The organism is Gordonia amarae NBRC 15530, from assembly GCF_000241345.1.
Classification (GTDB): Bacteria; Actinomycetota; Actinomycetes; order Mycobacteriales; family Mycobacteriaceae; genus Gordonia; species Gordonia amarae.
In genome coordinates, this window is sequence record NZ_BAED01000056.1 from 24,668 (window position 1) to 46,681 (window position 22,014).

Below are 22,014 nucleotides of genomic sequence, written 5' to 3' on the forward strand. Positions count from 1 at the left end.
GAAAATTATTGTCAACACCGCATGGGTATCCGCACCCAGCACCAGGCGCCGGACCGCGGCGGTCCGTCAGTCGCCGGCGTATGCGGGAATGAAGCTCATGTCGGCCTTCTGAGTCTTCGCGGCGTCCCGGAAGTTCTTGAGGGCGCGGTCCATATGGAAGTCGTTGGTGACGATCACCGCCCCGGTCGCCTTGCGCTTCTTGAGAAGCTGCACCGTGTAGTCGGCATTCTGGACCGTGCTGGTGGCCTTGTCCTCGTTGAGCATCCGCCAGGGCGGCACTCCGCGGCGGATCATGCCGACGTTCATGAACTGGGCCTCGCTGACCGGCAGCCACCAGGTGTCGCCGCCGGTCACGACCACCTTGCTGAGCGGGTTCTGGCGCGACAGCCGGGCGGCGAGGTCGAGTCGTTTGAGGAGGATGTCCGGAAATCTGCCCAGCGTGCCGATCTTGGCCCCGAGTACGACGATGTAACGGTCGGCCGGATCGGCGAACAGGTACCGGCTCGCGCGGGTCGATCGCTGCTCCGGCGTGCCGATCTCGGCACTGCCGAGCGATCCGTCCGCAGATCCCGTCGACTCGGACCCCGTCGACTCCCCCGACGAACCGATCACCAGATCGACAAGCCCGCCGAGCAGGTCCGCCGATCCTGTCGACGATCCAGAGGACCCCGAGGATGATCCCGAGGATCCGGTCGACGGCGCCGCCGTGGCGTCCGCCGTCCCCATGAGCGCGCCGATCGTCAGCGCACCCACCAACGGCACAGCGAACAAGCGGCGCCGGAACGAGCGCTGTCGGGTGTTACAGGAGTGACTATTGTTGTTGAAGGGACTCATGTGCCCGATGGTAGGTTACTTAGCAGTACTAATCTAGGGGCTCCCGCGACTTCCCCCGGATTCCGCATCCGTGACAACAGGGCACACGACACAACAGCACCCCGGCTCAGATGAGCCGGGGCGCTGTTGCTATGCGGTTAGGCGATCAGGCGTTGCCCGACAGCTTCTCGCGGAGAGCGGCGAGCTGCTCGTCGCTGGCCAGCGAGCCACCGGAGGAGGCGCCGGTCGAGGACGACGACGATCCACCACGGCCACCTTCAGAGGAGGACGAGGAGTAGTCCGACGGTGCTGCGGCGGCCTCGGCGGCTGCGGCGGCGAACTTCTCCATCTGGGTGGTGTGCATCTTGTGACGACGCTCAGCCTCGGCGTAGCGGGCTTCCCATTCCTTCTGCTGGGTTTCGAAGCCTTCGAGCCATTCGTTGGTCTCGGGATCGAAGCCCTCGGGGAAGATGTAATTGCCCTGCTCGTCGTAGCTGTCGGCCATGCCGTACTTCGACGGGTCGAACTCTTCGGTGTAGTCCTCGTTGGCCTGCTTGAGGCTCAGCGAGATCCGGCGACGCTCCAGGTCGATGTCGATGACCTTGACCATCGCGTCGTCACCGACGGACACGACCTGATCCGGCACCTCGACGTGGCGCTCGGCCAGCTCGGAGATGTGGACCAGACCCTCGATGCCCTCGTCGACACGGACGAACGCACCGAACGGCACCAGCTTGGTGACCTTGCCGGGCACGATCTGGCCGATGGCGTGGGTGCGGGCGAACTGACGCCACGGATCTTCCTGGGTGGCCTTGAGCGACAGCGACACGCGCTCGCGGTCGAGATCGACGTCGAGGACCTCGACGGTGACCTCGTCGCCCACGGCGACAACCTCGGACGGGTGGTCGATGTGCTTCCACGACAGCTCGGAGACGTGCACCAGGCCGTCGACGCCGCCGAGATCGACGAACGCACCGAAGTTGACGATCGAGGACACGACGCCCTTGCGGACCTGGCCCTTCTGCAGCTGGTGCAGGAACTCGCTGCGGACCTCGGACTGGGTCTGCTCGAGCCAGGCGCGACGCGACAGGACCACGTTGTTGCGGTTCTTGTCGAGCTCGATGATCTTGGCCTCGATCTCCTTGCCGATGTACGGCTGCAGATCGCGGACGCGACGCATCTCCACCAGCGATGCCGGGAGGAAGCCACGCAGACCGATGTCGAGGATCAGGCCGCCCTTGACGACCTCGATGACGGTGCCCTTGACGGCCTCGTCCTTCTCCTTGAGCTCCTCGATGGTGCCCCAGGCCCGCTCATACTGAGCGCGCTTCTTGGACAGGATCAGGCGGCCTTCTTTGTCTTCCTTGGTGAGGACCAGCGCCTCGACCTCGTCACCGACGTTGACGACCTCGGAAGGATCGACGTCGTGCTTGATCGACAGTTCGCGGGACGGGATGACGCCTTCGGTCTTGTAACCGATGTCGAGCAGAACCTCGTCGCGGTCCACCTTGACGATGGTGCCTTCCACGATGTCGCCATCGTTGAAGTACTTGATCGTGGAGTCGATGGCGGCGAGGAAGTCCTCGGCCGAGCCGATATCGTTGACGGCTACTTGCGGCGAGGAAATCGTGGGGGACGACATATGTTGAGTTGCTCCGGACAGGGTTGTAGTAGGTACTGAAATGTCTGATTGTTGCTCACAGCGCACCACGTCCGCCGGCCACCGAATCGGGCCGAACCGGATGCGACAACGCTCCGAACCACGCGCAAAAGCGTACGCGCGCGAATTCAAGGCTACTCCAGCCGCATTGTCCTGGGCAAATGAGGTCTGCACCAGCTGCGACCAGGGACGATTGGACAGCTACGAACACCTCGGCGCCCCTGCTCGCCCTTGCTCCTAGACTGAGCCTGCCATGAGCCCTGATCAATCCCCCCACCTGCCGCGCCCCCTGGACGAGATCGATTCGGTGGTCAGCGAGCGCGCGTCCCGCTCGTGGTGGGACCACGACGCCGACGACTACCACGACGAACACGGCGAGTTTCTCGGCGCGGCACGCACCGGCGGAGAGTTCCGCTGGTGCCCGGAGGGACTCACCGAGGCCGAAGCAGGCCTGCTGGGGCCGGTCGAGGGCAAAACGATTCTGGAGGTGGGTTGCGGTTCGGCGCCGTGTGCCCGCTGGCTCACCGCGCACGGGGCACACGTGATCGGGCTCGACCTCTCCGGGGAGATGCTGCGGCACGGCCTGCGCGCGATCGCCGGCGACGACGCGCCCACTCCCCTGGTCCAGGCCACCGCGGAGGCACTGCCGTTCACCGACGCCTCGTTCGATGTCGTGTTCTCCTCGTTCGGGGCGGTCCCGTTCGTCGCCGATTCGGCGCTCGTGATGGCCGAGGTGACCCGCATCCTGCGGCCGGGCGGGCGCTGGGTGTTCTCCGTCAATCACCCGATGCGGTGGATGTTCCCCGACGACCCCGGACCCGCCGGCCTCACCGTGTCGATCCCCTATTTCAGCCGCACCCCGTACCGGGAGACCGACGACGACGGCATTGTCACGTATGTGGAGCATCACCGGACGATCGGTGACCGGGTGCGCGAGATCGTCGCGGCGGGACTGGTTCTCGACGATATCGTCGAGCCCGAGTGGCCGGATGGTTTCGAGGAGACCTGGGGCCAATGGAGCCCGTTGCGCGGCAACTACTTTCCGGGCACCGCGATCTTCTGCTCCCATAAACCGGGATAGTTACGCGTCACAGGTACACGACGCGGTACTTGATGCTGCCCCACAGCCGGCCCACGAGATTGCCGGTGAGCCAGACCCATTCGCCGCGCCGTCGCCGCGACCAGGCCCACGGCCATACCGGGCACAGGGCGACGACCACGCCGGCGTGCACGGGCAGCCACCACCACTGCCGGCCGGGTGCGCCGTACTGTTTGGCGACGCGGGCGTCCTCGCGGCCGTAGTCGACCACCTGATGCCAGGATTCGCGCATGCCGGTGCGGAACCGGTAGGCCACCATGGCATCGCGCGCGTATCCGAAGCGGTACCCGGATGTCTGTACCCGCCAGCAGAATTCGACATCGCTGCCGGCCGTCGGGTAGGTCTCGTCCCAGCCGCCGACAGCGTCGAACACCTCGCGGCGGATGCCGAGGTTGCAGCCGAACGTCATCGGGAGAAACCGGCCGCTGACGAACGGCTCGTCCGGGTCGGGCAGCACCCGCCACGACGCGACGACCGGATCGTTCAGGGTCGCGGACTCGACGGGACCGCCCACCAGGTCCGCGTCCGCCGCGGCGGCGGCCATCGCCGTCAGCCAGCCGCTGTGCACCGCGTCGTCCTGATCGCAGTAGGCGATGAAATCGTACGCGGCGCTGCGGGTCCCCACGTTCCGGGCGTGTGAGGTACCGGACTTGGCCGAAGAGTCGACCGTGCGCAGACCGAGCCGGGTACGCAGCGGATACGCCTCGATGTGCTCGCGCAGTTCGTCGCTGCCCTCGTTGTCGCTGACGATCACCTCGAACGCCCCGCTGAAGTCCTGTGCCGACAGGGCGTCGAGCTGAGCGTCGAGGTCCGGCAGCCCGCGGTAGTAGGCGATCACCACGGAGATTCCCGTCAGCGCGCCATTGGCCGGCGTCGCGCTGCCGGCGGTCACCGCGTCCCCCGGACGTCGGCCACCGTGGGGTCGCCGGGGCTCATGGCCGCCGCGAGCACCTCCAGCAGGCGCTGCGGCAGCGGCTCGACGCTCGTCCGGTCGAACAGGGCGACCGGATAGATGACGGTGCCCTCGATCCCGGCCGGCCGATCGGCGTCGCGTAGCTCGAGCAGGGTGAACTCCAGGTCATGCCGGGCGGTCGTCGACGGCACCGTCTCGCGGGCGATGCGCACGTCACCGAGGTCGAGCTCGGCCACCCCGGCGTCGCCGGCCTCGGCCTGCTGCAGGATGAGCGTCGACGAGAAGACCGGATGCCCGACCGACCCGGCGTTGTCTCGGACCAGCCCGAACGCGTCGATCAGGTCGGGGATCGAGATGTCGGGGTGCGCGAGACCGCCGAGCAGTTGGTCTCGCACGTCGTACACCACGTCGACGAACGGCCGCGGACCGGACACATCGAGCCGCATCGGTATCTCCTCGGAGAAGTTGCCGACGACACCGTCGAGTGCCGGATGGGTCCGGTTTCCGTTGGAGGTGGCGAGGTGGACGTCGGAGTCGCCGGTGCGTTCGGCGAGAACGACACCGAAGGCTGCCTGCAGGACGGCGAACACGCTGACCGACCGGGTCCGCGCGTAGCCGTCGATGGCGGCGTGCAGATTCTCACCGATACGGAACCGCACCGTCGCGCCCTCCGCGTTCCACACCGCCGGCCGCGCCCGGTCCGTGGGCAGCGGCGTCCACGGTGCGAGGGCGCCCGCGCCGTCTCCGAAGATGCCCGTCCAGTGCGCGAGTTGCCGCTCGAACTCGTCGGTGCGGGCTCCTGGGGCACCGAGGATGCCGGTGCGCCACCTGGCGTAGTCGGCGAAGGTGACCTCGGGCTCGGGCAGTTCCGGCACCCCGCCGTCGCGGCGCGCGGTGTAGGCCATGAGGACGTCACGGGCCAGCGGTGCCATCGACTGGCCGTCGAAGCTCAGATGATGGACCACGAGCACGAGAATGTGGACATCCGGCAGCAGCCGCAGCAGCCGCAGACCGATCGGCACCCCGTTCACCACGTCGAGCGGTATCGATGCGGCCGCGGTCAGCGCGGCCGGCAGATCGTCCGCTGCGACGTCGACCGGGGTGAGCGCACCGCGCAGCGATTCGGCGACGGTCGCGGCGGGAACGACGATCAGCCGGACCCCGTCGGGGGTGTCGCGGTAGCGGGTGCGTAGCGACTCGTGCCGCTCCACCAGGTCCGCCACGGCCACCTCGACCGCACCGATGTCGAGACCGCCGGTGAACCTGATCGCCATCGGCACGTTCCAGTCGCCGCCCGACCCCGCGCGCACCGACTCCCATAGCCGTCGTTGCGCGGGCGCAAGCGGTGCGGGGTCGTCGTCCCCGGTCCGCACCAGGGGCGGTACGGTCCGGCCGCCGGCGCCGCTGGCGCCGCCGGTGCCGGCGAGGGCGGCGATCCGGGCGGCGACGTCCGCGACGTCGACGGCGTCGAAGAACACGCGGACCGGGATCTGGCAGTTCAGATCGCGTTCCAGCCGGGCGGCGAGGCGGGTCGCCGACAGCGAGTTGCCGCCGAGGGCGAAGAAGTTGTCGGCCAGGCCGACCCGGACGGAGTTCGAGGTGGCCCCGACCACCTCCGTCACGGCGTCCACCACCAGCCGTTCGAGGTCGGTGGCGGGTGCGACGTACTGCCGCTGCACGGGCTTCGGTCGCGGCAGCCGCGACCTGTCGACCTTGCCGTTGGCGTTGTACGGCAGTTCGTCGAGCACGTGGACTTCGGGACGAAGGTAACCGGGCAGCTTCCGGGCCGCCTCGCGGGTCACGGCCTCGGCCAGCCCAGCGTGTCCGGATCCGGTTGCGGCGGTGACGAATCCGATCAGCCGATCGGGCGTTCCGGCCGCGGCATCTCCTTCCCGGGACACTGCGATGACCACGGCATCGGCGACGCCTGCGCTCCGCCGCAGGACGGCCTCGATCTCGCCGGGTTCGATCCGGAAACCGCGGATCTTGAGCTGATGGTCCGTGCGGCCGAGGTAGACGAGGTTACCGTCGCGCAGCCGTCGCACCAGGTCGCCCGTGCGGTACATGCGGGAGCCGTCGACAGGGTCGGTCACGAACGACAGCGCCGTGCGCGCCGGGTCGCCGTGGTAGCCACGGGCCACCTGTACCCCCGACACGTACAGTTCGCCGGCGACGCCGTCTGGCACCTGGCGCAGCCGGGAATCGAGCACCCGGATCGCCACCGATGGTTGTGCGGCACCGATCGGCACCCGGCCGCCAGGCTCACCCACCTCGTGGCCGGTGACGCTCACCGCCGCCTCGGTGGGTCCGTACAGGTTGTGCAGCAACGTATCCGGTGCGGCCGGCCGGAATCTGGCGACGAGTTCGGCGGGTAGTTCCTCACCGATACACAGCACAGTGCGCAAGGTGCCGGAGAGCCTGTCGTCACCGGCGTCGAGGAGCATGGCCAGGCCCGACGGTACCGTCGGCAACACGCTCACCCGGTGCCGGGCGAGGGTGTCGAGCAGGGCCCGGCCGTCGCGTTCGGCACCGGGTTCGGCGACGACGATCCGGGCGCCGGTGCGCAGCGGCCACCAGTACTCCCATACCGACAGGTCGAATCCGGCCGGCGTCTTGAGGATGACGGTGTCGCCCGCACCCATCGGGTAACGCCGCTGCATCCACCGCAGTTGTTCGGTGACGGCTCCGACGGACACGTCGACGCCCTTGGGCACGCCGGTCGAGCCGGACGTGTACAGGACGTAGGCGGAGTTGTCCGGGCGGGGACGCCACGCCGGCACGGGCGGCGCGGGGTGGGGCACAGCTGTCAGGTCGAGGTACGGCCGGTCCCTGATCGGCGCTGCGCCGGTACCGAGGACAAGCGCGGGGTCGGCGGCGTCGAGGATCATCGTCGCGCGTTCCCCCGCGGTCAGGTCGACCGGGACGTAGGCCGCTCCCGCGGTGGCGACCGCGTACATCGCGACGATCTGGTGCAGGCCGCGAGGTGCGGTGATCGCCACCCGGACGTCCGGTCCGGCGCCGTGACCGGCGAGCACAGCGGCCAGGTCGGTGACGCGCCGCGCCAGTTCGCGGTAACTGAGCACGCCGTCGGTGGTGACCAGCGCATCGGCGTCCGGCGTGCGCCGCGCCTGCGCGTGGAATCCGTCGGCCAGACCGGTCTCGGTGTGCTGTGCCGGCGGTGCGCTCATCGACAGCCGGGCGAGTTCGCCGGGTCCGAGCAGCGGCAGATCGCCGACGGGACGGTCCGGGAACTCGATGAGCGCGCCGAGCAGCCGCACGTAGCGTTCGGTCAGGTCCGTCGCCGTCGAGTTGTCGAACAGGTCGGTGGCGTAGACGAGCTGGCCCATGACCCCGGTGGAATCGGCTGCGGCCGGGAAGGTCTCGGCGAGGGTGAGATGTAGGTCGAATTCCGCGATGAGCAGGTCGTCGTCGATGACCTCGACCTCGGCCCCCGGCAGCGTCATGGTGACCGGCCCCAGATTCTGGAAAGAGAACGCCACCTGGAAAACGGGGTGATGGGCCGCGGTACGGGGCAGGTCGAGCCCCTCGACGATCCGGTCGAACGGTACCGACGCATGGGCGAAGCCGTGCAGCGCGGCGGCCCGTGCCTCCGCGAGCGACTCCTCGCCCGTCGCCCCGGGATCGATCCGGGTGCGCAAGGCCAGCATATTGACGAACATGCCGACCACCCCTTCGAGCCGCGCCTGGTCGCGGCCGGCGATGGGTGTGCCGATCACCACATCGTGGTTGTCGCCGATCCTGCCGAGCAGGACCGCGAGCGCAGTGTGCGCCACCATGAACGGGGTGACGCCGCGCCGTCCGGCGAAGTCGGTGACGCGCGCCCACAACGCCTGGTCGACGTGGAAGTCGATGCGCCGTCCGGCACCGCTCGGTTCGGCGGGACGCGGTCGGTCCGTGGGCAGGTCGATGACGGGCGGTGCGCCGTCGAGTCGGTCACGCCACTGCGCGAGTTCCCGGGTGGCGGGGCCGTCCGGATCATCGAGGCGTCCGCACTGCCAGACGGCGAAGTCGGCGTACTGCACCGGAACCGGGGTGCGGTCGGGTTCACGGCCGGACAGCAGTGCGCCGTACGCGTCGGCGAGCTGCGCGGCGAGCGTCACCACCGACAGACCGTCGGCGCAGATGTGGTGCAGCACCAGTACGAACACGTGGCTGCGGGTGTCGCTGTCGCGGAGCAGGGCCGCACGCACCGGTATCTCGGCGGTGACGTCGAAGACGACGGAGGTGACCGCCCTGATGGCGGCGTCCATCGAGGTGTGCCCGACGTCGGTCACGGCGAGTTCGAGCGCCGCGTCGGCGGCCGGGATGATCTCCTGGAACGGTCCTTGCGGCGAGTCCGGATAGATGGTGCGCAACGACTCGTGCCGCACGACGAGCGTATGCAGTGCGGCGCTGAACGCGACGACGTCGAGGTCACCGGTGATGCGCAGGACCAGCGGGATGTTCTCGGTGAGCGCGCTCGGGTCGAATCGGTTGAGGAACCACATCCGCTGCTGCGCCGGGGAAAGCGGAATCCGGTCCGGGCGCGGCAGGTCCCCGGGCGCGGGTCCGGCCGGTGCGGCCGCCCGATCCAGCACCGCGGCGAGTCCGGCAACGGTCGGGGCATCGAACAGGTCGGGCACCGACAGTTCGCGCCCGGCCTGCGACCGCAGCCGGGCGACCGCGGTGGCCGCGGACAGCGATGTGCCACCGGCGTCGAAGAAGTTGTCGTGCACACCGACCCGGTCGCAGTGCAGCACTTCGGCGAACACCTGCGCCACCAGCTGTTCCAGAGCTGATTCCGGTGCGACATAACCGGTTTCACCGAACACCGGCGCGGGCAGGGCGCGCTGGTCCACTTTGCCGGACGTGGTGAGCGGGATGGCACCGAGCACCATAATCGCCGACGGCACGGCGTACCCGGGCAGCCTGCCGCGCAGGTCGGTCCGCAACGCGGTCACGTCGAGCGTGTCCGGTGCGGTGGGGGCCGGTACCACGTATGCGACGAGGGCTGCCGTCCCGTCCGGGCCGGTCGCCGTGGTGACGATCGCGCCGCCGATACGGGGATCCGAACGCAGGATCGCCTCGATCTCACCGGCTTCGACGCGATGTCCGCGGATCTTGAGCTGCCGGTCGGCGCGGCCCTGGTGGGTCAGCGCAGGGGCACCGGCATCGTCGGTGATCGCACGCACCAGGTCGCCGGTGCGGTAGCGGCGCGACCCGGGCGGTCCGTCGGGGTCGGCGACGAACGTGGCGGCCGTGAGCGCCGCCCGGCCGTGGTAGCCGCGGGCCAACCCGGGGCCGGCCACGTACAGCTCCCCGGCGACGCCGGCCGGCTGCGTTGCCAGCGACTCGTCGAGTACCTGAATGCGGGCGCCGGTGACGCCCGGCCCGATCAGCATCGGGGCGGTGTCGGCGGCGGTGAGCGGCCCGGCGAGCGTGGCCATGATGGTGGTCTCGGTGGGGCCGAAGGCGTTGAAGAACCTCTTGCCCAAGCCGATCCAGCGCCCGGCGACGGTCGGTGCGCACGCGTCGCCGCCCACGATGAACGTGCCCAGCTCGGGCAGCGGATCGGCGGCCGACGGTGCGGGCGTGATCGTCTCCATTACCCCGGGAGTCAGGAACGCATGCGTGACCGCCTCGTCCCGCAGCAGCCCGGCGAGGTCGTCGGCCCCGTAGAGCGTCGGCGGCGCGACGACGGTGGTGGCCCCGGCGTCGGCGGCGAGGAGGATCTCCAGGAGCGCCGCGTCGAAGCTGGGTGAGGCGAAATGCAGCACCCTGCTGCCGGCGGCCACCCCGTAGCGGCGTTGCTCGGCCACGAATGAGGCGATGCCGCGATGCGTGACGGCAACGGCCTTCGGGGTGCCGGTCGACCCGGAGGTGTAGATGAGATAGGCGAGCTGATCGAGGTGCCGGACCACCTGCGTATCAACGGGACCGGCTGGGGTCGTCGCCGCGTACAGGTCCGGGTCGTCGGCGTCGATCGCTCCGGCCGCCGCGGTGGCCTCGGCACCGTCCAACCGCTCACGATCGGCGGCGGTGGTGACGACGATCCGCGCCCCCGAGTCCGCGATCATGAAGGCGATCCGGTCGGCCGGGTACGTGGGGTCGACGGGTACGAATGCGGCCCCCGTCATCGCCACCGCCCGCATCGCCGCCACCGATTCCACTGACCGGCTCATACACAGCGCCACAACCCCTTCCGGGCAGGCGCCCCGTTCCCGCAGGGTGCGGGCGAGCCGATCGCTGTATGCGATGAAGGTGTGGTGATCCCACCGGGTCCGCCGACCGGTCGCGTCGGGACCCACCACCTGGTAACCGGGTGTGGACAGCACCTGGTCGAGGAACCGCGGCCCCGCGGGCGGTGGACCCGACAGCGCGGCCACCGCGGCATGTTCGGTGCCCGTCAGCAGGTCCAGTTTACGTAGCGCCACACCGGGATTCGCGACGACGGTACGCAGAACGTGCCCGAGTCTGCCGAGAAGTATCGCGGCGGTGGCGCTGCTGTAGGCCTCCGGCCGGTGCAGGACGGTCAGCTCGGCTCCCCCGTCGGCGGCGGGCACGAGCGAGAACTCCAGATCGAATCTGGCGACGGGCAGGTCGATGCGGGCCGCCGACGCGGCCAGTGCCGCGGCACCATCGCCGGCGGCCGGATACTCACCGGTGTCGACGGTGAGGGTGACGCCGATGAGCGGGTGCCGCGTTCCGTCGCGGGTGATCCCGAGGTGGTCGATCACCTCCTCGACGTCGACGGCCGAATGGTCGAGGCCGTCGAGGATCGTGTCCCGCGAGCGCGCGACGAGATCACCGAAGCCGCGCAGCGGGTCGACGTCCGAACGCAGCGCCACCATGGTGACGAACATGCCGACGAGGCGTGCGACGTCGCCGTCGGACCGGCCCGCGACGGGTGTGCCGATGAGCACGTCCCGGCCCACGCCGGACCGGCTGAGCATCACGGCGAGGGCGGCGTGCACGACGGCGAACCGGGTGGTGTTGTGCCGCACCGCGATACGGTCGATACCGGTGAGCAGAGCCGAATCCACCGGAGCCCGGTATGTTTCGGCAGCGCCGCCGGAACCGTCCCGGGTAGGACCGGACTCCGTGGGCGCATCCTCCAGTGCCGCCCGCCAGTACTCGAGGTGTCCGGCGAGTTCGGATGAGGGGTCGGCGGCGCTGCCGAGTCGCGCCGCCCTCGCCAGCATGTGGTCGGCGTAGCGCACCGGCAGAGGCTGCCAATCGGGCTCGGTGCCCATGACGCGGGCCATGTAGGCGAGGTTCAGGTCGTCGGCCAGCACGCGCAGCGACCAGCCGTCGGCGGCGATGTGATGGATGGCCAGTGCCACCTCGGTGGCCTCGGCGGAAGGCCGGATCACCACGCGCAGCGGCGGATCCGTGGTGAGGTCGAGCGGACGGTGGAGGGCCACGCGCACGCACTCACCCACGCCCGAGTCCTCCGGGCTGTCGGCCGGTGCGGCATCGAGGACGGTCAGAACCGGGAACAGGTCGCCCGGGTGGAGGTTGCGGACCACCTGGACCGGACCGTGTTCGGTTTCCGGGTAGCTGGTCCGCAGGATCTCGTGCCGGTCGATGACGTCGCCGATCGCCTGACGCAGCACCCCCTGATCGAGGTGACCGGGTATCCGGAGGGGCGCGACGATCATGAACGCGTTCGATCCCGGGAACATGCGGTTGTGCAGCCACATCTGCTGCTGAGCCGCCGACAGCGGCGCGCACGCGGGGCGATCGGTCACCGGCCGGGCACCGGCGGCCGGTCGCCCTGGCCCGGCGGCGAGGTCCTCGACCACAGTCGCCAGCGCCGAGACGGTGCGGGCGTCGAAAATCGCACGCACCGGCACCCGCACGTCGAGGTCGGTCAGTATCCCGGCGGCCACCCGGATCGCGATCAGCGAGTTCCCACCGAGGTCGAAGAAGTCGTCGTCGACGCCGAACCGGTTGCCGAGCAACGGCCGGATGATCGCGAGCAGCGCCGTCTCGGTGGGCGTCCGGCCGTCGGCTCCGCTGCCGCCCCGCATCACGTCCGGGCCGTGCGCCGGTGCGGGCAGCGCGCGGCGATCGACCTTGCCGCTGGTGGTGACCGGCAGTTCATCGAGCAGCATGACGTGCCCGGGAACCATGTGGTCGGGCAGCATCAGCGCCACATGCGAGCGGATGTCCGCCGGTGACGGCGCCGGAACCGCATCCGCAGCGACGACGTAGGAAATCAGTTGGCTACCGGACGCACCTGCGTCGTGGGCCACGGTCACCGCCGCGGTCACCCCCGGGTGCGACAGGATCGCCGCCTCGACCTCACCGGTCTCGACCCGCTGCCCGCGGACCTTGACCTGAAAGTCACTGCGCCCCAGGTATTCCAGGACCGGATTGGCACCGGATGTGCGACGCCACCGGACCAGGTCGCCGGTGCGGTACAGCCTGCCGCCCTTGTCCCAGGGGGAGGCGACGAAGCGGGCCGAGGTGAGATCGGGCCTGCCGTGGTAGCCGCGGGCGAGTTGCACTCCGCCGAGATACAGTTCGCCGATCACCCCGGCCACCACCGGCCGCAGGCGCCGGTCCAGCACGTACACCTGATTGCCGGAGGCGGGACGTCCGATGGGGATCGACGGCCCGTCGACCTCCGCCCTCCCGACCGGCTGAGCGGTCACATCCACGGCGGCCTCGGTCGGCCCGTACAGGTTGTGCAACCGGGCGTCGGTACGGTCCAACACGGCGGCCGCCGCCGGCGCGCCTAGTGCCTCGCCGCTGGTGAACACCAGACGCAGCGGCGTCAGGTCGGCGTCGACAGTGGCGCCGAAGAACGCGTCGAGCATGGTGGGGACGAAGTGGACGACCGAGATCCGCCGCTCGGCGATGAGCGCGGCCAGCGCCTGCGGATCCCGGTGGGCGCCGGGTGCGGCGAGGACGACCGACGCCCCGGAGATGAACGGCCAGAACAGCTCCCACACCGATACGTCGAAAGTGATGGGTGTCTTCTGCAGGACGGTGTCGGCGGCGCCGATCGCGTACTGTGCCTGCATCCATACCAGGCGGTTGACGATCGCCTCGTGACTGACGGTCACCGCCTTGGGTACCCCCGTCGACCCCGAGGTGAAGAGCACATACGCGGGATGTCCGGGATGCAGCGGGGTGAGGCGGTCGTGGTCGGAGATCACCGCGTCGTCGCGATCGGCGTGCCGGGCATCGGGTGCGAACAGATCGTCGGCATAGCGCGGCGGCAGGATCGCCGCTGCCCGGTCCGGTGCGATGACGACGACCGGGTCGACGACGTCGAGCATGGTGGCGACGCGGACGGGCGGGTCGTCGAGGTCGAGCGGCACGTAGGCGCCGCCGGCCGACACGACGGCGTGCAGGGCGACGAGCATGTCCACCGAGCGGTCGACCGCGACGGCGACCGTCGATTCCGGGCCCACTCCCCTGTCGATCAACGCCCGGGCGGTGCGCGCGACCCGGCGCCCGAACTCCGGCATGGTGAGGGTGACCGAGTCGTCGACGTCGCGCACCACCATCACGGTCGCGGAACACCCACGGGAAGCGTTGGCCGCCAGGATATCCGGTAGTGTCCCGGCCCACCGGTCGACCGTGGGTTCCGGCCCGGCGGACCAGCGGGCCAGAGCGACGGCACTCGTCTCCTCCGGCACCACGTCGATGTCGTGCAGCCGCGCGCCCGGATCCATGGTGACGGCGTGCAGTACGTGACTCAGCATCGCCGGGAAGGCGGCGACCGTCTCGTGATCGAACAGGTCTGTCGCGTAAGTGAATCGGCCACGGACCGGGCGCGTTCCCGACGCCACGGCGGTGCTGTCGGCGGGCAGGTCGACGGTCAGGTGCAGGTCGAACCGGGCAACGGGCAGGTCGATCTCGACGGGTGTCACCGTCAGACCGTCCACGGCCATCGGGGACGGTGCCGGGTCGCCGGCGGCCAGCATCACCTGGAACACCGGATGATGCGCGCCACCCGGGTCTGATTCGAATTCGGCGGCCAGGACATCGAAGGGAATTTCCGAATTATCTTGTGCCGCTGTATCCGTGGCTCGCACCGCGTCGACGAACCCGGCGACGGTCGCGTCCGGGTTCACCTCGGTGCGCAGGACGACGGTCTCGGCGAACATGCCGACCACATCGTCGAGCACCGCGCTGGGCCGGCCCGAGACCGGTGTGCCGATAACGATGTCGGTGCTGCCCGACAGCCGGGACAACATCACCGCGAACGCGGCGTGCACCACATGAAACAGGGTGGCCCGGCGGCTGCGGCCATATGCCTCGGCCGCGGCCACCTGCGCGGGGTCGATCTCGAATTCGACGGTCGCACCCCGGCCCGTGGGATGCGCGGGCCGCGACCGGTCGAACGGAAGCGGCAGCGGCCCCGGCAGATCGGCCAGCGTGCGACGCCAGAACCTGTGCTGGTGGGCGATGCTCGCGTGCACCGGTCCGACGTCACCGAGCAGTTCCGCCCGCCACAACGTGTAGTCGGCGTACTGGACGGGCAACGGGCGTGCGCTCCCGCCTGCCCCGAGGTAACCGGCGATGAGGTCGCCGAACAGGAGCCGGACCGACCAGCCGTCGGCCACGATGTGGTGCACCACGACCACCACGACCGTCTGCCCGTCCGGTTGTGCGATCAGGTGAACACGCAACGGGATCCGCGTGTCCAGGGCGAATCCGCCGGCGGCGATCTCCGCGATCCGCGCCGTCAGGTCACGGGCCCCGGCATCGGCCCCAGAAGCGCAAAGGACCATGTCGGCACCTGCCAGCGCCTCGTCGGTACCGAGAATCCGCTGGTGCGGCACACCGTTGATGGCCGGGTAGATCGTGCGCAGGCTCTCGTGCCTGTCGAGGAGGTACCGCAGCGCACCGGTGAGTGCGGCCTGGTCGACCGGCCCGTCGACGCGCAGCGCCAGTGGGAGGTTGTAGGCGGCGGAGCCGGGGTCGAGCTGGTCGAGCAGCCACATCCGCTGCTGTGGCCGCGACAGCGGAATGCGTTCGGGCCGTTGCTGTGCCATCAGCCGGGGACGGTCGGTGGCGTGGGCGTCCTCGATACGGCGCGCGAGGTCGCCGACAACCGGGGTGTCGAAGACCACTCGCACCGGAACCCGCACACCGAAGACGTCCTCGATACGTGCGGACAACCGGGCGGCCAGCAGTGAGTTGCCCCCGGCGTCGAAGAAGTCGTCCCGGATCCCCAGATCCTCATGCGTGTCCGTGCCGGGCAGCAGGTCGCCGAGGAGGTCGACGAGAGCGCGTTCGGTGGCCGTGCGGGGCGCCACATACTCGCGGCCGGGACGGTGCGGTTCGGGCAGCGCACCACGGTCCACCTTGCCGTGGATCCCGCGGGGCAGCTCCGCAAGGGTGACAACCACGCCCGGGACCATGTACGCGGGCAACCGCGAGGCCAGATCCCGCAGGACCGTATCGGCGTCCCAGCCGGCCTCCGGGGAGAACGGCACCAGATACGCGGTCAGCAGGTCGTCGTGCGCGGTGACCGCGGCCGAGGCGACCCGTTCGTCGGCGGCCAGCGCCGACTCGATCTCCCCCAGCTCGATCCGCCGGCCGCGGATCTTGACCTGGAAATCGTTGCGGCCCAGGAATTCGATCTGTCCGTCGGGGCGCACCCGGGCGAGGTCACCGGTCCGGTACAGCCGGTCGCCCGTCCCACCTGGCCGGGCCACGAACCGGGTGGCGGTCAGGTCCCGCCGTCCCTCGTAGGCGGTGGCCAGTTGCACTCCGCCCAGATACAGCTCGCCCACCACACCGGCGGGCACCGGATGCAGCCGGGCATCAAGGATCACGGTCACCGAGTCGTCGACGGGGACGCCGATGGGCACCGTGGCGCTCTCCGGGCCGCCGGCCGTCCACTCGTGGCAGGTGATGCCGACCGCGGCCTCGGTGGGCCCGTAGAGGTTGAACACCCGCGCCCCGAGCGTCCGCGCCGCACGTGCGGCGGTGGCCGGGGTGAGGGCTTCACCGATGCACAGCACCCGGTCGAGCCGCGGCGACAGTGGCTGGTTGTCGAGGGCACGCAGATCGTCGAGCGCGTCGAGGTACGCGTCGAGCAGCGACGGCACGAAATGTGCCGCGGTGGTGCCGGTCCGTGCCATCAGCCCCGCCAGTTCGCGCGGATCGCGCTGCGCACCGGGTGCGGCGAGAACCAGCCGGGCGCCACTGATCAACGGCCAGAACAGTTCCCACACCGACAGGTCGAAGGTCAGGTCGGTCTTGAGGACCAGCGTGTCGTCGGTGCCGAGCGGGAAAGCCCCGGTCTTCCACGATAGTTGGGCGGCGATCGCGGCGTGGGAGACCGCCACTCCCTTCGGGGTGCCAGTGGACCCGGAGGTGTAGATCACGTACGCGGTGTTCGACGGCCACAGCGGTGCGCGCCTGTCGGCGTCGGTGACGCGTCCGCCGGCTACCACCTGACCTCCGGCGGTCATGTCGTACACGGCAATCCCGTCGCAGCGCAGGCCGTCGGGAACGCCCCCGGCGACGAGCACCAGCGCAGGACGCGCCGACTCGAGGACGAGCCGGTTACGTTCGGGCGGTGCGGCCGGGTCGACGGGCACGTAGGCACCACCGGCGACGAGGACCGCGAGCACTCCCTCGATCAGTTCGGCGGACCGTTCGACGGCCACGGCCACCCTGGTCTCGGGGCCCACACCGGTGGCGATGAGCGTGCGGGCAAGTGCGGTGACCCGGCTGTGGAGCTGTCCGTAGGAGAGTGCCGACGACGTGGCATCGACCCACAGCGCCTCGTGGTCGGGGTACGCGGCGAACGCGGATTCGAGGAGCCCGGTGAGGGTCCGGTCGGCACGTCCGCTCACCGGCCCCGTGACCGCACCGGCACCGTCCGCTCCGGCGGCGAGGTCGCCCACCGGGGTGTCGACCGCGTCGAGGGCGGCGGCCAGCACGCCCGACCACAGGGTGTGCCAGCGCTCGATGGTGCTGTGGTCGAACAGATCCCGGTCGTAGTCCCAGCGCACCGCCATCGGGCCGGAACCACCGTCGTCGACGAGGGTCAGGTGCAGGTCCGACTTGGCGACGCCGAGTTCGGGTTCGATGACCTCCACATCGAGTCCGTCAAGGGTGAAGTGTCCAAGGCTGATGTTCTGGTAGGAGAAGCCCACCTGGAAGAGCGGATGGTGGGCCGCGGAACGCCGCGGTCTCATCAGGTCGACCAGTCTGTCGAACGGGAAGTCGGCGTTCTCGAACGCGCCGAGATCCACCTCGCGCACATCCGCCAGCAGTGCGGCGAAACTCTGCTCACCGCGAACCTCCGTGCGCAGCACCAGGGTTCCGGCGAACATGCCCACCAGGTCCGGCAGCGGCCGCTGCCCGCGCCCGGCGACCGGGGTGCCGACTGCGATGTCGGTTGTCCCGGACAACCGGGCCAGGACCACCGCCAGCGCCGCGTGCGCCACCATGAACGGTGTCGTGCCCGTCGCCACTGCGACGGTGCGTATCCGCTCCACGACGCCGGGTGGGAGGGACGACGAGACGACGCCGCCGCAGCCACCGGCGGCGGCCCGCCGCGGCCGGTCTGTCGGCAGCGCCGGCAGATCAGGCAACCGGTCGAGCCGTTCGCGCCAATACCTCAGCTGCACAGCCGATACCGAGTCCGGATCGGCCTCATCTCCCATCAGCTCGTGGTGCCAGCGGGTGTAGTCGCGGTAGGTCACCGGCAGCGGTGCCCAGCCGGGCGCGGCGCCCCTGCGCCGGGCGGTGTAGGCCTCCGCGAGGTCCCGGGCCAGCGGCGCCGACGACGAACCGTCCGCGGCGATGTGGTGAACCACGCACACCAGTACATGCTCGTCCTCGGAGACGCGCAGAAGCGTCACCGTCAGCGGCACCTGCGCCGAGACATCGAAACCAGTCGCGGCGAGTTCTTCGATGCGATGGGTGACAGCTTCGGCCGCAACGGCTTCCGGTGTCCGCACCGCATCGGTCAGCTGGTGCAGCAGCGCGACGGGCACCACCTGCTGGACCGGACCCTCCGGGCTGTCCGGATACACCGTGCGCAACGTCTCGTGACGGTCGAGCACATCGGTGACCGCGGACGCGAGCGCCGGAACGTCGAGTGCACCGCGCAGGCGCAGCGCGAACGGGATGTGGAACACGGTCGAGTCGGTGTCGAACCGGTTGATGATCCACATACGCTTCTGCTGCGGTGACACCGGCACGGCATCGTCGTCGGAGGTGTTGTGCCGCAATGCCGGCACCCGGCGGACGACCGGTTCGTCCAGGCGCCGCGCCAGCGCGGCCACCGTGGGCGACTCGAACACCCAGCGGACCGGGATGTCGGTGCCGAATCGCTCGGCGAGTTCGGCGACGAGCCGGGTCGCCGCGAGCGAGTCCCCGCCCAGTGCGAAGAAGTCGTCGTCCCGGCCGACGCGCTCGGCACTCACACAGCCGGCGAAGGCCGCGGCGACCACCGCCTCCTCCGGGGACCGCGGCGCCTCGTACGGCGCCGCACGAACCTCGGGCACGGGTAGGGCGTCACGATCGACCTTGCCCGAGGAGGTCAGCGGGATCTCGTCGAGCTGCACCAGGGCCGACGGCACCATGTGCGAGGGCAGCACCGCGCGTAGCCTGTCGCCGATCTCGTCCGGGTCCGCGGTTCCCGTGAAGTACCCGACCAGTACGGTCCGCGGTCCGCCGTGTGGACCGGTCACCACCTGCGGTTCGGTGAGCGCGGCACCGACCCCGGGGACGGCCGCGATCGCGGCGTCGACCTCACCCGGCTCGATGCGGAAGCCGCGGATCTTGATCTGCCGGTCGGCGCGGCCCCGATAGGCGAGCATGCCGTCGGCCCGCCAGGCGACCAGATCCCCGGTGCGGTACATCACCGCACCGGGTGGTCCATACGGGTCGGCGACAAACCTTGTCGCGGTGAGGGATTGCCTGCGGTGATAGCCGGTGGCGATGCCGGCGCCACCCAGGTACAGCTCACCGGTGGCACCGACCGGCACGGGCAACAGCCGGTGATCGAGCACGACGGCGGTGGTGCCGGTGATGGGTGCCCCGATCGGCACGTCACGCTCCCCCGGCTCAGCGCCCGGTCTCAGCGGCCCCGCGAGGGTCGCCATCACGGTCGCCTCGGTGGGCCCGTAGGCGTTGAACATCAACCGCTCTCGCGCCCAGCGTGCCACCAGGTCAGGCGGGCAGGCCTCGCCGCCGACGATGACCGTGCCGAGGTCGGGCAGATCGTCCCGAGGTACCGAGGCGAGAGCAGCCGGGGTCAGGAACAGATGAGTGATGCGTTCGGCACGCAGGATCCTCGCGAGTTCGTCGCCGCCGTACACCCACGACGGCACCACGACCAGCGTCGCCCCGGACGCGAAGGCCAGGAGGAGTTCGAGGATCGCCGCGTCGAAACTCGGGGAGGCGAAATGTACTGTGCGCGAGCCCGGTCCGAGACCGTACCGCCGGATCTGTTCGGCGGAGAACGACGCCAGTCCCCGATGGGACACCACGACCCCCTTGGGAAGCCCCGTCGACCCAGACGTGTAGATGAGGTACGCGGCGTCGGCGGTGGTGAGGGGCCTGTTCCGGTCGGTGTCGGTCACCGCATCGGGCGCGGCCGCCCGGTACTCGGCGATCAGTGCCGCATCGTCGAGCTGCAGCCACCGCGTGGACGACGGGCCGGACAACGCGGTGAGCCGCTCGCGGCCTCCTGGGCCGGTGACACCGAAAACCGCCCCGCTGTCGTCGAGGAGGTACGCGATGCGATCGTCGGGAAGCGCCGGGTCGATGGGCACAAAGGTCGCGCCCGTGGCGAACACGGCGAGGGTGGCGGTCACGGAACTGATGCCGCGCGGCAGCAGAACCGCGACCCGCTCACCCGGCCCCATCCCGTGAGCGATGAACACCCGGGCCAGCCGGTTCACGCGTTCGGCGAGCTCGTCGTACCGCAGCGCGGTCTCATCGCCGATCAGGGCCGTCGCTTCCGGACAGGCCGCGCGCACGCGCGCGAGCAGATCGGGCACGGGTTCGGCTGTCGCGGCGACGGGTCCACGGGCCGGGACCAGCAGCGCACGCTGCTCGGCGGCGACGACGTCAAGCCGTGCCACCCGCGCGTCGGCGGGCGCCCCGACGAGTGCGGCGAGCACGGTGCACAGCCGCAGGTGATGCGCGGTGGCGCCGGCCGCCGAGTACGCCGCCCCGTTGGCCTCGATGTCGATGCGCAGGTCGCCACCGCCGGTGTACACGGTAAAGGCCATGTCGTCGGTGGGGCCGGTACTCAGCACGTAGCCGCGGCCGGTGCTGTGTCCGAGCCGGGTCTCGCCCCGGAACATCATGATGTTGACCGCGGGCCCGAAGAATCCGCGCCCCCCGGCCGACCCGTCCGACGACCGGGTCATGTCCTCGAAGCGGAACCGTTGATGACGCAGTGCGCCGCTCAACTCGGCGGTGATCTGGGCCAGGAACTGCGCGACGGTGGTGTCCGCACCGATCGTCGCGCGGATCGGCACCACATTGGAGACCATGCCGCCGGAGCGGCGCAGCAGCGCGTTGGTGCGCGCCGACACCGGGAGGCTCAGGACCACCTCGTCACGTCCGCTCATGCGGGCCAGGTACAGGGCTGTCGCGGCGACGGCAACGGCGGCGACGGTGACGTCGTTGGCCGCGCAGAAATCCCGCACCGCCCGTTGCAGCGGCTCGTCGAGATCGGCGCCCACGCGATGCGCGGCCCCACCTGCCCCGGACGGACCGCCCAGCCGGATCGGTGCGGGCAGATCCGTGAGCTGCCCCGACCAGTACTCACGGTCCCGCTCGAATCTGGTCGACGACCGGTAGGTGAGGTCATCCGCGTGCAGGTCGGCCAGGCTGCCCGCACGCGAGGGCTCCACCTCGGTACCGAGGATGCGTGCCGAGTAGACCTGCGCCACCCGCTCGGCGAAGGCCGTCGCCCCGTAGCCGTCGAGCAGGATGTGGTGGACCCGCGTGTACCAGAACCAGCGGCGGTCGGCGATGCGCAGGGTGGCCGATTCGATCAGCCGGTCGGCGTACAGGTTGAGCGGGCGGCGGAACTCGGCGTCCATCCAGGCGCGGGCCGCGGACTCCGGGTGGGGCTCGGCACGCAGGTCCAGGTGAGTCATCTCGTCGCGCAACGAATCGTCGATCAGTTGCACCGGCGCACCGGCGGGGTCCGGGCCGTGTCCGCCCCCACAGCGGCTGTCCGGGTCGGGCGGGTCGATGAGGCGGACCATGGCCGCCCCGAACTCCCGGGCCACCTGCTGTCCGACCGCGGTGAACAGCGCGGTGTCGAGGTCACCGTCGACATCGACGTACTGGGCGATAGAGAACGCCGTGTCGGGTGCGAGCTGCTGGGCGAACCAGATGCTGCGTTGCGCCGCCGACAGCGGGACGATCCGGTCAGCGGCGAGGGCCACGTCGGCGGGCAGAGACCCGGCCTGAGACTGCGCGCCGAGCTCGTTGACGGTCAAAGCGGTTCAGCCATCCCAACAGATTCTCGGGGCGGGCCTGAGCTGAGGTCGACCCACGCGCTGCGACGTACTTAGG

5 protein-coding genes are annotated in these 22,014 nt (G+C 70.2%); 1 reads left to right on the forward strand and 4 read right to left on the reverse strand.

Going from position 1 to position 22,014, the window contains the following annotated elements; genetic code table 11:
• Positions 1-66: 66 nt before the first annotated feature.
• Both GOAMR_RS15715 and rpsA read right to left on the reverse strand, forming a co-directional pair.
• A complete protein-coding gene (locus GOAMR_RS15715) occupies positions 67-834 on the reverse strand; it encodes a YdcF family protein (RefSeq protein ID WP_005189910.1) in 768 nt (255 codons plus the stop codon).
• Between the two features lie 145 nt (positions 835-979).
• Positions 980-2,455 (reverse strand): 30S ribosomal protein S1, encoded by a 1,476-nt coding sequence (gene rpsA / locus GOAMR_RS15720; protein WP_005189913.1) that lies wholly within the window; start codon positions 2,453-2,455, stop codon positions 980-982.
• Between the two features lie 271 nt (positions 2,456-2,726).
• Here rpsA and GOAMR_RS15725 point away from each other — a divergent pair, with 271 nt between their 5' ends.
• A complete protein-coding gene (locus GOAMR_RS15725; protein ID WP_005189915.1) occupies positions 2,727-3,554 on the forward strand; it encodes a class I SAM-dependent methyltransferase in 828 nt (275 codons plus the stop codon).
• A gap of 7 nt (positions 3,555-3,561) precedes the next feature.
• On the opposite strand, the gene GOAMR_RS15730 is transcribed toward GOAMR_RS15725, so the two are convergent.
• On the reverse strand, positions 3,562-4,464 hold the full coding sequence (locus GOAMR_RS15730) for a glycosyltransferase family 2 protein (RefSeq protein WP_005189918.1): 903 nt from the start codon (positions 4,462-4,464) through the stop codon (positions 3,562-3,564).
• Positions 4,461-21,938, reverse strand: a complete 17,478-nt coding sequence (locus GOAMR_RS15735) for a non-ribosomal peptide synthetase (RefSeq protein WP_005189922.1) — start codon at positions 21,936-21,938, stop codon at positions 4,461-4,463. Before GOAMR_RS15735 ends, GOAMR_RS15730 begins: the two co-directional genes overlap by 4 nt.
• Positions 21,939-22,014: the final 76 nt, after the last annotated feature.

Excerpts from the sequence above, each read along its gene's own strand:
- GOAMR_RS15715 (WP_005189910.1), bottom strand. The coding sequence starts at position 834 with ATGAGTCCCTTCAACAACAATAGTCACTCCTGTAACACCCGACAGCGC.
- rpsA (WP_005189913.1), bottom strand. The coding sequence starts at position 2,455 with ATGTCGTCCCCCACGATTTCCTCGCCGCAAGTAGCCGTCAACGATATC.
- GOAMR_RS15725 (WP_005189915.1), top strand. The coding sequence starts at position 2,727 with ATGAGCCCTGATCAATCCCCCCACCTGCCGCGCCCCCTGGACGAGATC.